This is a genomic window from Sphingomonas sp. BL-S-30, from assembly GCF_055521475.1.
This window is the reverse complement of record NZ_CM145481.1, coordinates 113230-127905: the sequence shown is the minus strand read 5'-3', so window position 1 is coordinate 127905 and position 14676 is coordinate 113230. Positions and strand designations below refer to the sequence as shown.

The window sequence follows — 14676 nt, the reverse complement described above, 5'->3', positions numbered from 1 at the left end:
GCCCCCCTCCACCGCGCAAGCGCGGTCCCCCTCCCCGTTCCGGGGAGGATACCCTCCCCCCGAATCCATTGTGCAGCGCCACAAGGGTTGAGGTAATTTTCTTGCGGGAGCATAGGGCCCGCATGGCCAAGACCACGCTGAAATCGCTGTCGGACGCGCTTGCCGCCCGGCTGACCAAGGGCGCACTTCCGGGGGAATTGCAGGGGTTCGGCAAGGCCGAGCGGGCCGATGCCGCCGCCTTCGTCGCCGCCACCGCGGAGACGCGGCCGCCGGGCAAGCCGGTGCTCGCGCTGGAGCCGATCGCGGGCTCGGAGCCGCGCCGGACGATGCGACTCGCCATCGTCAATGACGACATGCCTTTCCTGGTCGATTCGATCGCGGCGACGATCGGCGCGCAGAACATCGTGATCGATCGCATCATCCACCCGGTGCTGAGCGTCACGCGCGATGCCGCGGGCGCGCTGACCAGCGTCGGCGGGGCGAGCGGCGAAGGCGGCAAGCCCGAATCGATGATCTATATCGAGATGGAGCGCGCCGATTCGCGCGAACGCCGCGACCTGCTCGCCGCGCTCGAGCGCAACCTGGCCGATGTCCGTTCCGCGGTGGACGACTGGGCGCCGATGCAGGCGCGCATGGCCTCCGACGCGGAGGCGCTGGGGACGAGCGAGGGCGGCGAATTGCTGCTGTGGTTCCTCGACCGCAACTTCACCCTGCTCGGCCATGAATTGTGGCAGGGCAAGAGCGACAAGCCGCTGGGCATCGCGCGCCACCCGCACAGCGTGCCGATCCTCGCCGAGGCGTCGCGCGCGCTCGCCATGGCGTGGTTCGAAAAGGGCGGGGAAGCGCCGCTGCTGCTCAAGTCCAACCAGATCTCGGGCGTGCACCGCCATGTCCCGCTCGACCTGGTGCTGGTGCCGATCCGCGAGGGGCGCAAGGTCACCGGCCTGTCGATCCATGCCGGGCTGTGGACCAGTTCGGCGCTCAACGCCCCGCCGCAGGAAGTGCCGGTGCTGCGCGCGCGGCTCGCCGCGCTGGAGGCGAAGTTCGGCTTCGATCCCAAGGGGCATACCGGCAAGGCGCTGACGCATGCGCTCGCCTCGCTGCCGCACGACCTGATCACCGCGTTCGACGTCGCCTCGCTGGAGGATGTCGCGCTGACCGCGATGTCGCTGGCGGACCGGCCGCGCCCGGCCCTGGTGCTGGTGCGCTCGATCCTGGGGCGGCATCTGTTCGCGTTCGTGTGGCTGCCGCGCGACGACCTGACCACCGCGCGGCGCGTCGCGATCGGCGACATGCTGGCCGAGGCGGCGCATGGCGGGCTGCTCAACTGGGGCATCTCGATGGAGGGCAGCGTGGTCGCGCAGATCCGCTACACCATCGATCTGCGCGGCGAGGGCGTGATGCCCGATACGGCGGCGCTCGACGCGCGGATCGCGCGCATGGTGCGCGGCTGGGTCCCGGCGGTCGAGGCGGCGCTGGCCGAGGCGGTCGAGCCGGCACGCGCCACGCGCCTCGCGCTGCGCCATGCCGCGACCTTCCCGCAAGGCTATCGCGCGGCGGGCAGCGCCGAGGAGGCCGCGCGCGACATCCTGCGCCTGTGCCGGCTCGATACGCCCGGCGACCGCTCGGTGCGGCTGTTCCGCGATGCGAAAGGCGCGACGCGGCTCAAGATCTACCGCGTCGGCGGCCCGCTGCCGCTGTCGGACGCGGTGCCGGTGCTGGAGAATTTCGGCTTCCGCGTGATCGAGGAAGTGCCGACCGCGCTGAACGACGACGCGCAAGGCTTCGTGCACGAGTTCCTGGTCGAGAGCGCCAACCCGGCGCGCGGCGAACCGGCGGTGCTGGAAGGCGCGATCGCCGCGGTGCTGGAGGCCGGGGCGGAGAATGACGCGTTCAACCGGCTGATCGTCGATGCGGGCATGGCGCCCGCCTCGGTCGTGCTGTTCCGCGCCTGGTTCCGCTATCTGCGCCAGGCCGGCCTGCCCTATTCGCTGGCGACGGTGGTCGATGCGCTGCGCCGTGCGCCCAAGGTGGCCGCCGCGCTGATCGAGCGCTTCGGCGCGGCGCACGACCCCGCGCGCGCCGTTAAAGGGGGGCCAAAGATCGAGGCGATCCTGGCGGCCGACGCGGCGATCGACGCGGGCCTCGACGCCGTCTCGGCGATCGACGACGACCGCATCCTGCGCGCGTTGCGCAATGTGATCGCGGCGACCTTGCGCACCAACGCCTTCGCCCCCGCGGGCCAGACGGCGCTGGCGTTCAAGCTCGACAGCCACCTCATCCCCGGCCTGCCCGCGCCCGTGCCGTGGCGCGAGATCTGGGTGTACAGCCCTCGCGTGGAAGGCATCCATCTGCGCGCCGGGCCGGTGGCGCGCGGCGGGCTGCGCTGGTCGGACCGGCGCGATGACTTCCGCACCGAGATCCTCGGCCTGATGAAGGCGCAGCGCGTGAAGAACGCGGTGATCGTGCCCACGGGCGCCAAGGGCGGATTCTATCCCAAGCAACTGCCCCCCGTCGCCAACCGCGACGCGTGGCTGGCCGAGGGGACCGAGAGTTACCGGGTGTTCATCCGCTCGCTCTTGTCGATCACCGACAACATCGTCGAGGGCAAGGTCGTCCATCCCGCGCATGTCATCGTGCATGACGGCGAGGACCCCTATTTCGTCGTCGCCGCCGACAAGGGCACCGCGACCTTCTCCGACGTGGCCAATGCGATCGCGCTCGACCATGGCTTCTGGCTGGGCGACGCCTTCGCCAGCGGCGGGTCGGTCGGGTACGACCACAAGGCGATGGGCATCACCGCCAAGGGCGCCTGGATCTCGGTCCAGCGCCACTTCGCGGAGCGCGGCGTGGACGTGCAGCGCGAGTCGATCCGCGTGGTCGGCTGCGGCGACATGTCGGGCGACGTGTTCGGCAACGGCATGTTGCTGTCGAAGACGCTGAAGATCGTCGCCGCGTTCGACCACCGCCACATCTTCCTCGATCCCGATCCCGATCCCGCCGCGAGTTGGGAGGAGCGCAACCGCATGTTCGCGCTGCCGCGGTCGAGTTGGGCGGACTATAACCCCTCGCTGATCTCCAAGGGCGGCGGCGTGTTCCCGCGCACCGACAAGACGATCAAATTGTCGAAACAGGTCCGCGCTGCACTGGGCCTCGAGGCGAGCGAGATGGAGCCGGGCGCGCTGATCTCGGCGATCCTGAAGGCGCCCGTCGACCTGATCTGGTTCGGCGGCATCGGCACCTATGTCAAGGCGGCATACGAGAACAACATCCAGGTCGGCGATCCGGCCAATGATCGCCTCCGCGTCAATGCCGAGGAGATCCGCGCGACCGCGATCGGCGAGGGCGCGAATCTCGGCGTCACCCAGGCGGGACGCATCGCGTTCGCGGCGCATGGCGGGCGGATCAACACCGACTTCATCGACAATTCGGCCGGCGTCGATTGTTCGGATAACGAGGTCAACATCAAGATCGCGCTCAACCGCGAGATGATCGAGGGCCGGCTGGCGTACGAGAAGCGCAACAGCTTCCTCGCCGCGATGACCGACGATGTCGCATTCATCGTGCTGGAGGATAACCGCCTCCAGACGCTCGCCTTGTCGATCGCGGAGAATGACGGCGCGCAGGCGGTGCCGAGTTATGTCCGGCTGATCGAGATCTTCGAGGCATCGGGCAAACTCGACCGCGCGGTCGAGGGGCTTGCCTCGAACGACGATCTGCTGCGCCGCTCGCAGGAAGGCCATGGCCTCACCCGGCCCGAACTGGCGGTGCTGCTCGCCACCGCCAAACTGGCGCTGCAGGAAGCGATCGAACTCGCCGATCTCGGCCTCGACACCGAACTGGCGCCCGATCTCCACGCCGCCTTCCCGCCGGCGATGCGCAGGAAGTTCGGCAAGGCGATCGACGAGCATCGCCTGCGCGGCGAGATCGTCGCGACCAAGCTGGCCAACCGCATCGTCAACCGGCTCGGCGTGCTCCACCCGTTCGAGCTGGCCGAGGAGGAAGGCGCCGCGATGAGCGACATCGCCGCGATGTTCGTCGTGACCGAACGGCTGTTCGGCCTTCCCGCGCTCTGGGCGGAGATCGAGACCGCGGTGATGCCCGAGGGTGCGCGCATCGCGCTGTTCGAGGAAGTGGCGGTGGCCACCCGCTCGCAGATCGCCGACCTGCTGCGCGTCGTGCGATCCGGCACTGGACCGGGCCCGGCGCTGGCGCGGCTGGCGAAGGGCACCGCGCAACTCGACCGGCAGACCAAGGCCCTGCTGCTAGAGGAAGCGAGCGCGCAGAGCGCGCGCATCGCCGCCACGCTGGAGGCGGCCGGCGCGCCGAAGAAGCTGGTGCAGAAGGTGGTGCGGCTGTTCGAGCTTGACGGCGCGGTCGGCCTGGCCGATCTCGGCGAGCGGCTCGGGCTGGACGAAGCGGTGCTGACGCGCGCCTTCACCCGGCTCGGCCAGGCATTGGGGCTCGACTGGGCGCAGGCCAATGCCGCGCGCATCGCGTCGAGCGATCCGTGGGAGCGGCTGCTCATCGCGGGCCTCGCGCGCGATTTCCAGCAGCTGCGGCTCGAATTCCTCGGCCGCGGCGGCGGCGATCCACAGGCGCTGGTCGAGACATGGCTCGCCGCCAATGCCGGCCGCGTCGCGCAGTTCAAGTCGGTGGTGGACCGTGCCCGGCACGCCCCGGCACCGAACGCCGCGATGCTGGCGCAGATCGCCGGCCAGGCGCGGGTACTGCTGGGGCGCTAGATCAGGCCCAGCAACGGCCAGAGGATGATGGCCCAGATCGTCAGGCTGATCGGCACGGCATATAACAGGCCGCGCATGGGGTCGCCGTGCTCTTCGTCATCGCGGGCACCCACGCGCGCGCGGTCGAACAGGTCGTGCCGTGTCTGGAACATCTCGCTCTCCTGAGCCGAGATGTACGCGCGACCGCTTGCCCAAAGATTAAGAGGAAATGCGGTTTGCGCCCGTGCGCAGCGCCTGGACGCCGCGCACGCGGAAGACGGGCAGGTCGGCACTGGCCAGCCAGGCGCTCGCCTTGTCGACAAAGGCCGGCGTCGCGGTCTCGCCGGCGCGCTTCAGCCAGTCCATCGCCTCATCAGCCCTGCCCGCGGCGCCGAGCATCCGCGCATGGTTGAAACAGCCGCGAAAATCCCCGCCGCGCGCCGCGCGGGCATAACAGCGCGCGGCCTTGGCCAGGTCGCGCGGTACCACCCAGCCATCCTCATGGAAGCTGCCGACGAAGTTGATCGCCTTGGCATTGCCCAGTTTCGCGGCGCGCTGGAACCAGTCGAGCGCCGCGGCCTTGTCTTCCGCCACGCCGGCACCCAGCGCGAGCAGCGTCGCATAATTATACATACCCCAGTCGAGCCCGCGCTCGGCGGCGATGCGGTAGCATTCGGCCGCGCGCGCCTTGTCCGGCGCGGTGCCCCAGCCGAGATCGTAGCAGCGGCCGACCATGTTGATCGCTATCAGGTGATGCTGCGCCGCCGCCCTGGTGAACCAGGCGAGCGCGGCGGGCTCGTCCTTCGCCACGCCGGCGCCGTCGAGCAGCATCTGCCCGTACACCGCCTGCGCTTCCGCCATACCGGCCTCCGCCGCCGATCGAACGAACGCCGCGCGCTCCTCGGGAGGACCCGAGAGGCGCGCGGCGATGTCGTCAGCGGTCAGCCCGTCGAGATCGAGGGCCGCCGTCATCAATAACGGACGTTCAGCGTCGCAAAGGCCGAGCGGCCGGGCGCGATCGCGGCATAATGCGAGGTATAGGCCTGGTTGAAATAGGTCTTGTCCGTCAGGTTCTGGACGTTGACCGACAGTTCGAAATTACGGTTGAACCGGTAGGAGGCCCGCGCATCGAAGCGCCAATATTCCGGGATCGTGCGGTAGAGTATCTTGGTCGCGGGGCTCACCGTGACCACGCCCGCATTGGTCTGGGTCGCCGCGCGGTTGTCGGCATAACCACCGAACACGCGGCTGGTGTAGAAGGCGCCGCCACCGATCGAGAAACCCCTGACCGGCTCGACCGTGGTCCACATCGTGAAGCTGTCACGCGCGGTCTGGGTCGCCTGCTTGCCATTGTTGACCGACGGCACCAGCACCGTCTTCGCGGCCTGGATGGTGGTCGTCACGCCGCCCACCGTCTGCGTGATCGCCGCCGCCGTCAGCGCGGTGAAACCGCCATCGACGATCTTGGGATCGAGATGAGTATAGCCGCCGAAGATCGTCCAGCCAGGCAGGATCTGACCGCTGGCGGTGAATTCGATACCGCGGATGCGACGCTTGCCAATGAATTCCACCGTATTGCCCGGGCCCGTGACGCGCGCATTGTCGGTATCGGTCTGGAAACCGGCGAGGCTGAGCGCGAGCTTGCTGTCGAACAGATTGGCCTTGGCGCCGACCTCATAGGATTTGGTCTTCTCGACCTTCAGCGAGTCGAGCAGCAGGAGATTGGCCGCCGTATCGGTCGTCGGCAGCGCGTTCGCCTCCTGTCCTTCGCCCAGCAGGGCGTTCGGCGGGGTCGCCGCAGTGGCGTAGGATGCGTAGAGGCTGGTCTCTGACGTCGGCTTGAACACCAGGCCCGCCTGCCAGTTGAACAGATTGTCCACCCGCTCGAGCTGCACCGTCTGCGTCGCCGCATAGGCCTGACCCGGCGTCAGCACCGATTTGAAGCGATCGTAGCGCGCGCCGAGGTTGAGGATCAGCGACGGCAGCAGCGTGATCGAGTCGAAGCCATAGACGCTCTGTGTGTTGGCGTCGTTCTGGGTTTCCTCGATCGGGATCATCTTCGAGATCGGCGCCGTCACGCCCGACGTGTCGCTCGCATAGTTCACCCAGGGATCGTTCGGGTTGGGATTGAAGATGCTCGTGCAATAATAGCGCGACACCGTGGCGGTGTTGCAGCGCGGGCTCACGGTCGACCCGGTCGACAGGATCTCGACGCCGGTGGTGGCGTTGAGATAGCCGCGTGTGACGAAGGCGCCGCGCCGCGCCTTCTCCCAGGAGAACTCGGCGCCGATCGAGATGTTGTGCTTGACGCTGCCGGTGTTGAACGAGCCGTACAGGTCGGTCTGATTCACCATGCTCTGCGAATAGCCGTAGCGGGTGTTGGCACGCCGCCACAAATAACCGCCGGTGAGGATATCGCCGCGTGTCGCAGCGGCGCTGCCGGCGGCCGGCGGGGTCGCCGACGTACCATAGACGTTGCCGGTGCTGTCGTCGGGCAGCAGGAAGATATAGGCCTGATAATTGTGGGTGAAGCGCGAGGTGTTGCGCAGGGTCAGCCCGCCGAAATCATGCTCGACGCGGATCGTCGCCTGATCAGTGGTCGCGTCGCGGAAGTCGCGGTCGACCAGGCCGTAATAGGTCGAGCGATCGACATGGCCCTTGGTGCCGCCGATGGTGGTGATGTCCCCAAGCGCGGGCGCGCTGTAGATGTCGCCGGTGCCGGGCGCGTTGCCGATCGTATAGAGATAGGGGATGCCGCTGTCGGGCAGCTCATGGCTGGTCAGGTGGTAATAGGATGCGGTCAGGCGGGTGTCGGTACCCAGCCCGATCGTGACGGACGGCGCGACACCCCAGCGGCGCTGCCAGATCGCGTCGCGGCCGGCGACGTCCTGGTCGTGCCACATTCCCTCGATGCGGAAGGCGATGGTGTCGTTGAGCTTGTAGTTCGCATCGACGGTCACGCGCTTGTAGTCGGCGGTGCCGAAGCTCGCCGATGCGTTCACGAAGGTGCGGTCGGTCGGCAGCTTGGACACGATGTTGATCGAGCCGCCGGCGCTGCCGCGACCGCCGAGCGTCGAGTCCGAGCCGCGCACGACCTGGATCTCTTCGACCGCGAACACTTCGCGGGTCTGCGCCGCAAGATCGCGCACGCCGTCGACATAGGTCGAGCCCTGGCTGTCGAAGCCACGGATGAACGGGCGGTCGCCGATCGGGTTGCCGCCCTCGGCCGCGCCGAAGGTGATGCCGGGCACGGTGCGAAGCGCGTCCTGCAGGCTGGCCGAGCCAGTCTGCTCGATCACTTCCTTGGGCAGGACCACGATCGACTTGGGGGTGTTGACCGGGGCTGCGACCTGCTTGGGCGCCTTTTCGCGGGCGCCGGTGACCAACACGTCCTCGCGATCCTGCTCGTCGGTTGCATCGGTCGCCTTGGGATCGGGCTCCTCGGCGGCGAACGCCGTGCTGCTGGCGAAGGCCCCGACGCAGGAGAGCGCGAGGAACGCGGGCTTGGCGATAGGCGTGCGGCGAGAAGTGCTGGAAGTACGCAATTTCTGTCCCCTTTGGTGTCGAGGTCCGGCTATTGCGAGTCACTCTCATTGTCAACGCTATTGAGAGCTATTCTCACTCGTATTTCCGCGGCAATTCGGCTTCGTGAGGGCAACGCTGGTTGACCGCTGCATCGATGGTGCTATCGCGACGCTTCCTTGGGGAGTAGCCACCTGCTTCGAGCAGGGCCTTCGTCAACATACTCGGACCCGGCCTTTGGCGCGGTTCGTGGCGACGGCAGCGGCGCATGCGCCAGCCCGGCAAGACCAACGATGTGATTCCTCTTTCAGGCCAGAGGTGACTCCACATCGTTTGTCGACGGCCTCGGGAAGAATGATATGACTGGAATTCTCACACTGGGCGGTCTTAGCCTCAGCCTGTCGGTCGACGCTTTCGCCGCCGCGATCGGCAAGGGCGCTGACGGCAATTCGACCCGGTGGCGCGACGCGCTACGCATTGGTGTCATCTTCGGTTTCTTCGAGGCGATCACGCCGGCAATCGGCTGGGCGGTCGGGCTGGTGTTGAGCGCGTGGATCGCCGAGGTGGATCATTGGGTGGCCTTCACCCTCCTGGGCGGCGTGGGCCTGCATATGCTCTGGCAGGCAAGCAAGCCCGCAGAGGAGACGGACGGTATGGATCGGCCGAACCGGCCTCATGGGCTCCTGAGCCTCGCGGCCACGGCGATCGCGACCAGCATCGACGCGACAGCGGTGGGTGTGAGCCTTGCCTTTCTCGACGTCAATATCGTCACGGCATGTCTGGTGATCGGCGGCATCACGACGATCGTGGCAACCACCGGCGTATTGATCGGCAAACATGTCGGCAGTTTTCTCGGCCGGTACGCTGAGGTGCTGGGTGGGCTCACACTGATCGTGATTGGGAGCCTGATCCTGTACACGCATCTAACGGCCTGAGGGCGACCGTGCCGACACGGACAGGCGAAACGTTTGTGGTGACGGTTGGGTTAGTGCTGCGCCAGCAACCACGTTCGCAAGGCGCTAGCCAGATTGGGCGGGTCATCGACCGTGATGCGCAGCGCGTCGATCTCCGCGATCAAGGCATTGAGCGGCAGGGTGCGTGCCTCGGCCGCGCCCTCCAGCGCCTCCCAGAACAAAGGCTCCAGGCTGATCGACGTCGCGTGACCGGCGATCGTCACCGATCGCTTGACCGGGCCGACAAACCCGCCAGGCGGCGCGGCGATCATTCGTCCCCGCTCTTTCAGTCAGTGTCGAACAGCGCGGCGAGCTGCTCGATGATCGTGCCGCCGAGCTGTTCGGCATCCATGATCGTCACCGCGCGGGCATAATAGCGGGTCACGTCATGGCCGATGCCGATCGCGGCCAGCTCGACCGGGGACTTGGTCTCGATCCAGTTGATCACCTGGCGCAGATGGCGTTCGAGATAACTTCCGGAGTTCACGCTGAGCGTCGAATCATCGACCGGCGCGCCGTCCGAGATGACCATCAGGATCTTGCGCTCCTCGGGCCGCGCAACCAGTCGGCTGTGCGCCCAGAGCAGCGCTTCGCCGTCGATATTCTCCTTGAGCAGCCCCTCGCGCATCATCAGGCCGAGCGAGGTGCGCGCGCGGCGCCACGGCTCGTCGGCTTTTTTGTAGACGATATGGCGCACGTCGTTGAGCCGGCCCGGCTGGGGCGGACGACCCGCGGCAAGCCAGGTCTCGCGCGCCTGCCCGCCCTTCCACGCGCGGGTGGTGAAACCGAGGATCTCGGTCTTCACGCCGCAGCGTTCGAGCGTGCGGGCAAGGATGTCGGCGCTGATCGCCGCGATCGAGATCGGGCGGCCGCGCATCGACCCCGAATTGTCGATCAGCAGGGTGACGACGGTGTCGCGGAAATCGGTTTCGCGTTCGATCTTGTAGCTCAGCGACTGAGTCGGGTTGACCACGACGCGCGCGAGGCGAGCGGCATCGAGCAGCCCCTCCTCCTGATCGAAATCCCAGCTGCGGTTCTGCTGCGCCATCAGCCGGCGCTGCAGCCGGTTGGCGAGCTTGGTCACCGCGCCCTGGAGATGGACGAGCTGCTGGTCGAGATAGGAGCGAAGCCGCGCCAACTCGTCCGCGTCGCACAGATCGGTCGCGGCGATCACTTCGTCGAAGCTGGTCGTCCACGCCTTGTATTCGAACTGCGGCGAGAAATCGGAGAAGGGGCGATTGGGGCGGACGGGCAGCATGCCCTCGTCGCCGTCATCGCCCGCTTCGCCGTCCATGTCCTGGAATTCGTCGTCGCTGGCGTCGGCGCTCTCGCCATCCTGCGATTCGGCGTCGCGATCGGAACCGCGCGCCTCGATCTCGCCCTGGCCCTGTTCGCCTTCGCCCTCGCCGTCCTCGCCTTCGTCCGAATTCTGTTCGTCGGTGCCTTCGTCCTCGGATCCGCCTTCATCGGCTTCGTCGGGGATCATATCGCCCTCGACCAGATCGAGATCCTCGAGCAGCCGCGTAACGAGGCCGGCAAAGGCGCGCTGGTCGTCGATCGCCAGCGCCAGCGCGTCGAGATCCTTGCCCGCCTTCTGCTCGATCCAGTCGCGCACCAGCGCCATGCCCGGCGCGGTGACCGCGGGCGCCTCAGCGCCGGTCAACCGCTCGCGCACCATCAGGCCAAGCGCGGTCGACAGCGGCACTTCGTCGCGGTTGCGGGCACGGGTGATCGGATCGGCGCGCAGTTTCAGGTCGAGCGCCGTGGCGAGGTTGGCGGCGATGCCGGCATAGCCGCGCGCGCCCAGCGCCTCGACCCGGGCGCCCTCGACCGCGTCGAACACGGAGCGGGCGACTGCCTCGGCCGGTGCCTGCCTGGCGTGGATCGCGGCATTATGGTGGCGCAGGCGCAGCGCAAAGCCATCGGCGAATCCCCGCGCTTCGGCGACCTGATCGGCCGGCAAGGTGCGCGCCGGCATCGGCACCTTGATGTGCTTGCCCGACTGAGTCGGCGCGTCGGCGGTGAAGGCGAGTTCGATCTCGGGCTCATGCGCGATCGCACGCGCTGCGCCGCCGAGCACGGCCTTGAAGCGATCGAGGGGCGTTTCCGTCGTCATGGCTTCTGCTCTGGCACCACCAAACGCCCCGGCGCAAGATCGCGGTCGATCCTGACCCGCGCGATCTTCGTTTCCGGATCGAATTCGAGCACGGTCACCACCGCGCCCTGGATCACGCCATAGGCCGGCAGCTTCGCGATCGAGATCTTGTGCCGCGTCTCGGGCAGCGGGCGGTTCATGCCGTAGAGCACCAGCTCGGCATCGAAGGAGAGGCTGTCCTTCTCGCCCGCCGTGCCGGCATAGCGCAGTCGCAGCTCGCTGCCATTACCGAGCAGCATGCCGCGGATCAGGCCGTAATGCGCGGGCGCGATGGCGAAGGGCGCCCGGCCCGAATCGCCCTTGGCGCCGATCAGGATGGCATGGTCGAGCGTCTCGTCGTCATTGGTGTCGTAGAGGCAATAGCGCGTGACCAATTTGGTCGGCCTGAGCAGGCCGACCAGGCCGAACCCCATCGAGCCGACCATTGCCTTGGCGAGCGACGGATCCTGTTCGGTTTCACAGAACACCACGGGCGGATCGCCCGGAATGCCATCGACGCGGGCGGATTCGAACACCGTCTCGCGCGTGAAATGGCGCTTCTGGCCGAGCCGGTCGAGGTCGATCGGATCGACCAGCAGCACCGTCTCCGGGCGACCGAGCGGGCTTTGGGCGATGATCGCGCCGGGGACGGCGATCTGCTCGCCCTTCAGCGTGCGGCCGGGAAGCAGCGGGACCGAGGCCGGCTTGACCTTGTAGTCGGGGGTTTTGGCGGCGGTGAGAAGGAGTACGGCGGCCATGACGGCCGTCGCTTTTGCCAATCTACTATTGCCGGAAGGGAAGCCGGGCCTGACGTTCATTGCCAACACCTCGACATCACCCAATTAGAGCTTTCCCGGCGGAAGCCGGGGTCCAGTTCCGGGACAGAAAGAGACGGGCGCTTCGGCCGATCAGAGAAATCCCCAACTGGACCCCGGCCTTCGCCGGGGAAGAAAGATGATGGATGGAGCTGCGGCTCAACCCTTGCCGACCACGCTCTCGGGCAGATCCTTGCCAAACACGCGCTGATAATATTCGGCGACCAGCGCCCGCTCCGCCTCGTCGCACTTGTTGAGGAAGCTGAGGCGGAAGGCGAAGCCGACATCGCCGAAGATCAGCGCGTTCTGCGCCCAGGTGATGACGGTGCGCGGGCTCATCACGGTCGAGATGTCGCCGTTGACGAAGCCGCGGCGCGTGAGATCCGCCACCCGAACCATGTTGTCGACGACCTGCTTGCCCTCGGGCTTGTCATATTCGCCCGATTTGGCGAGCACGATCTGCGCCTCGACCGCAGCGGGCAGATAGTTGAGCGTGACGACGATGTTCCAGCGGTCCATCTGGCCCTGGTTGATCTGCTGCGTGCCGTGATAGAGGCCGCTGGTGTCGCCGAGGCCGACCGTGTTGGCGGTGGCGAACAGGCGGAACCAGGGGTTCGGGCGGATCACGCGATTCTGGTCGAGCAGGGTCAGCTTGCCCTCGGTCTCGAGCACGCGCTGGATGACGAACATCACGTCCGGGCGGCCGGCATCATATTCGTCAAATACCAGAGCCGTCGGCGTCTGCAGTGCCCAGGGCAGCAGGCCTTCGCGGAATTCGGTGACCTGCTGGCCGTCCTTCAGCACGATCGCGTCGCGGCCGACCAGATCGATGCGGCTGATATGCGCATCGAGGTTAATGCGGATGCACGGCCATTTGAGGCGCGCCGCGACCTGCTCGATATGCGTCGACTTGCCGGTGCCGTGATAGCCCTGGACCATCACGCGGCGGTTGTGCGCGAAGCCGGCGCAGATCGCGAGCGTGGTGTCGCCGTCGAAGACATAGGCCGGATCGAGATCGGGCACGCGCTCATCGGCTTCCGAAAAGGCGGGAACCTCCATGTCCGAATCGATGCCAAAGAGCTCACGGACCTTCACCATCTTGTCGGGTGCGTCCATGATCGTCGTCTCGCGGCTGTCGGGCTGGGTGTTGGGTATGTCCGTCATGACCTCGTACCGTTCGGGCTGATCTGCAGAAGCCCTGCTCCTCTTCAACGATCGAGAAGGAAGAACGGCACTTCGACAAACTCAGTGCGAACGGAAACAGAGTTCGTCAAGCCGAACCCGTCTTGGGCGGCAACGGAAACAGCGTGACGAACTGCTCCGCAAGCACCCGATCGCCCGATAATGTCAACGATCCGGCCGATTCCGCGTCTCCGATCGGGCGGCCGCCATAGACGACCGAGGCGAGCGTCACCGGGTCCGTATCGAGCATCACATCCGCCTCGCGCGGATCGGCGCGGCGAATCGCAATGCCCGCCACGTCGACGGTCGCGACGAACTCGTCGTCGCCGAAGCGGAATCCGATCGTGCGGTTCACCTCGCCCGAGCGCGAGCGGTCGATCATCGTGCGGAAGGACAGCACGATCGACGCGGCGCTGAGCGGCAGCGTGGTGTCGTGCCGGTAAGACTGGACCGCCCAGCGGCCAAGCTCCTGGATCGCGGTTTCGCTCGCATAGCCCCAGGGCGTGAGGCCGTAGACCTGCACCGAGGCGGGCGGCGGCAATTTCTGGCGGGTGAGGATGCCGACTTCCTCCATGCCCTCGAGCCGTTGAGTCAGCACGTTCGCGCTGATCCCGCCGAGCGCCTTCTTCAATTCGCCGAAGCGACGCGGGCCGAACATCAACTCACGCACGATCAGCAGCGACCAGCGCTCGCCGACCAGCTCCATCGCCAGGGCGGTGCCGCACGCATCGTCATACCAACGCTTTTCCGCCTTTTTGGGGGCATTTGCTGGTGCCTCAGGCGAGGCGGTTATTTTTTCTAACTCCATGGTTGCTTTTAATAACTCTATGCGTCATCACCGTCAAACAGTGATTCGCCAGAAACGCACAGGAAAGGATTGGCCATGCCCAAGATGATCTTCGTGAACCTGCCCGTGGCGGACGTCGAACGTTCGGCCGCCTTCTACCAGGCGATCGGCGCGACGAAGGACGAGCGCTTCTGCCAGGAAGACACCACCGCCCTGCTGATGTTCTCCGACACGATCAGCCTGATGGTCCTGAGCCACGCCCGCTTCGCCGATTTCACCTCCAAGACGATCGCCGATGCGCGTACCACCTGCGAAGTGCTGATCTGCCTGACGGAGGATAGCCGCAATGACGTCGACGCGACGCTTGCCAGGGCAGTCGCCGCCGGAGCCCGGCCCGACCCGGTTCCCGCGCAGGACCATGGCTTCATGTACGGCCGCAGTTTCGAGGATCCCGACGGCCATATCATCGAGCTGACCTGGATGGAGGTCGACGCGGCGATGGCCGCCATGTCCGGCAGCGAAACCGTCGACGCCTGAACGTCACAACGACTGCCTTCAT

General features: G+C 66.8%; 11 protein-coding genes. 3 read left to right on the top strand and 8 right to left on the bottom strand.

Annotation, left to right across the window (positions count from 1 at the left end):
• The first annotated feature begins 122 nt into the window (after nt 1-122).
• Nucleotides 123-4745 carry an NAD-glutamate dehydrogenase gene (locus ACZ1I5_RS00510; protein ID WP_465171791.1) on the top strand — a complete coding sequence of 1541 codons (4623 nt, stop codon included), beginning with the start codon at nt 123-125 and terminating at the stop codon, nt 4743-4745.
• On the opposite strand, the gene ACZ1I5_RS00505 is transcribed toward ACZ1I5_RS00510, so the two are convergent.
• From ACZ1I5_RS00505 to ACZ1I5_RS00495, 3 genes are read right to left on the bottom strand one after another with little or no spacing between them, the layout of a single operon-like run.
• Nucleotides 4742-4897 (bottom strand): hypothetical protein, encoded by a 156-nt coding sequence (locus ACZ1I5_RS00505; RefSeq protein WP_465171790.1) that lies wholly within the window; start codon nt 4895-4897, stop codon nt 4742-4744. The two genes, ACZ1I5_RS00510 and ACZ1I5_RS00505, sit on opposite strands and share 4 nt — an antisense overlap.
• Nucleotides 4898-4943: 46 nt before the next feature.
• Nucleotides 4944-5696, bottom strand: coding sequence for a tetratricopeptide repeat protein (locus ACZ1I5_RS00500; RefSeq protein WP_465171789.1), 753 nt, complete (start codon nt 5694-5696; stop codon nt 4944-4946).
• Nucleotides 5696-8269 (bottom strand): TonB-dependent receptor, encoded by a 2574-nt coding sequence (locus ACZ1I5_RS00495; RefSeq protein ID WP_465171788.1) that lies wholly within the window; start codon nt 8267-8269, stop codon nt 5696-5698. The genes ACZ1I5_RS00500 and ACZ1I5_RS00495 overlap by 1 nt, the downstream gene beginning before the upstream one ends.
• A 336-nt stretch (nt 8270-8605) precedes the next feature.
• Here ACZ1I5_RS00495 and ACZ1I5_RS00490 point away from each other — a divergent pair, with 336 nt between their 5' ends.
• Nucleotides 8606-9181 (top strand): manganese efflux pump MntP, encoded by a 576-nt coding sequence (locus ACZ1I5_RS00490; protein WP_465171787.1) that lies wholly within the window; start codon nt 8606-8608, stop codon nt 9179-9181.
• A gap of 50 nt (nt 9182-9231) precedes the next feature.
• Here the strand turns inward: ACZ1I5_RS00490 and ACZ1I5_RS00485 are convergent, their stop codons facing one another.
• From ACZ1I5_RS00485 to ACZ1I5_RS00465, 5 genes are all read right to left on the bottom strand, one after another.
• On the bottom strand, nt 9232-9471 hold the full coding sequence (locus ACZ1I5_RS00485; RefSeq protein WP_465171786.1) for a ribbon-helix-helix domain-containing protein: 240 nt from the start codon (nt 9469-9471) through the stop codon (nt 9232-9234).
• 14 nt (nt 9472-9485) lie between these two features.
• Nucleotides 9486-11315 carry a cobaltochelatase subunit CobT gene (gene cobT / locus ACZ1I5_RS00480; protein WP_465171785.1) on the bottom strand — a complete coding sequence of 610 codons (1830 nt, stop codon included), beginning with the start codon at nt 11313-11315 and terminating at the stop codon, nt 9486-9488.
• Nucleotides 11312-12091 carry a hypothetical protein gene (locus ACZ1I5_RS00475; protein ID WP_465171784.1) on the bottom strand — a complete coding sequence of 260 codons (780 nt, stop codon included), beginning with the start codon at nt 12089-12091 and terminating at the stop codon, nt 11312-11314. Before ACZ1I5_RS00475 ends, cobT begins: the two co-directional genes overlap by 4 nt.
• 216 nt (nt 12092-12307) lie before the next feature.
• Complete coding sequence (cobS, locus tag ACZ1I5_RS00470; protein ID WP_465171783.1) at nt 12308-13312, bottom strand: cobaltochelatase subunit CobS; 1005 nt, start codon at nt 13310-13312, stop codon at nt 12308-12310.
• Between the two features lie 106 nt (nt 13313-13418).
• Nucleotides 13419-14138 (bottom strand): winged helix-turn-helix transcriptional regulator, encoded by a 720-nt coding sequence (locus tag ACZ1I5_RS00465; protein WP_465171782.1) that lies wholly within the window; start codon nt 14136-14138, stop codon nt 13419-13421.
• Between the two features lie 75 nt (nt 14139-14213).
• On the opposite strand from ACZ1I5_RS00465, the gene ACZ1I5_RS00460 reads away from it, so the two are divergent.
• Nucleotides 14214-14654 carry a VOC family protein gene (locus ACZ1I5_RS00460; protein WP_465171781.1) on the top strand — a complete coding sequence of 147 codons (441 nt, stop codon included), beginning with the start codon at nt 14214-14216 and terminating at the stop codon, nt 14652-14654.
• The last annotated feature ends 22 nt before the right edge of the window (nt 14655-14676 follow it).

Bases quoted from the DNA above. Each gene is read 5' to 3' on its own strand.
- ACZ1I5_RS00510 (WP_465171791.1), top strand. From the start codon at position 123: ATGGCCAAGACCACGCTGAAATCGCTGTCGGACGCGCTTGCCGCCCGG.
- ACZ1I5_RS00505 (WP_465171790.1), bottom strand. From the start codon at position 4,897: ATGTTCCAGACACGGCACGACCTGTTCGACCGCGCGCGCGTGGGTGCC.
- ACZ1I5_RS00500 (WP_465171789.1), bottom strand. From the start codon at position 5,696: ATGACGGCGGCCCTCGATCTCGACGGGCTGACCGCTGACGACATCGCC.
- ACZ1I5_RS00490 (WP_465171787.1), top strand. From the start codon at position 8,606: ATGACTGGAATTCTCACACTGGGCGGTCTTAGCCTCAGCCTGTCGGTC.
- ACZ1I5_RS00485 (WP_465171786.1), bottom strand. From the start codon at position 9,471: ATGATCGCCGCGCCGCCTGGCGGGTTTGTCGGCCCGGTCAAGCGATCG.
- cobT (WP_465171785.1), bottom strand. From the start codon at position 11,315: ATGACGACGGAAACGCCCCTCGATCGCTTCAAGGCCGTGCTCGGCGGC.
- ACZ1I5_RS00475 (WP_465171784.1), bottom strand. From the start codon at position 12,091: ATGGCCGCCGTACTCCTTCTCACCGCCGCCAAAACCCCCGACTACAAG.
- cobS (WP_465171783.1), bottom strand. From the start codon at position 13,312: ATGACGGACATACCCAACACCCAGCCCGACAGCCGCGAGACGACGATC.
- ACZ1I5_RS00465 (WP_465171782.1), bottom strand. From the start codon at position 14,138: ATGGAGTTAGAAAAAATAACCGCCTCGCCTGAGGCACCAGCAAATGCC.
- ACZ1I5_RS00460 (WP_465171781.1), top strand. From the start codon at position 14,214: ATGCCCAAGATGATCTTCGTGAACCTGCCCGTGGCGGACGTCGAACGT.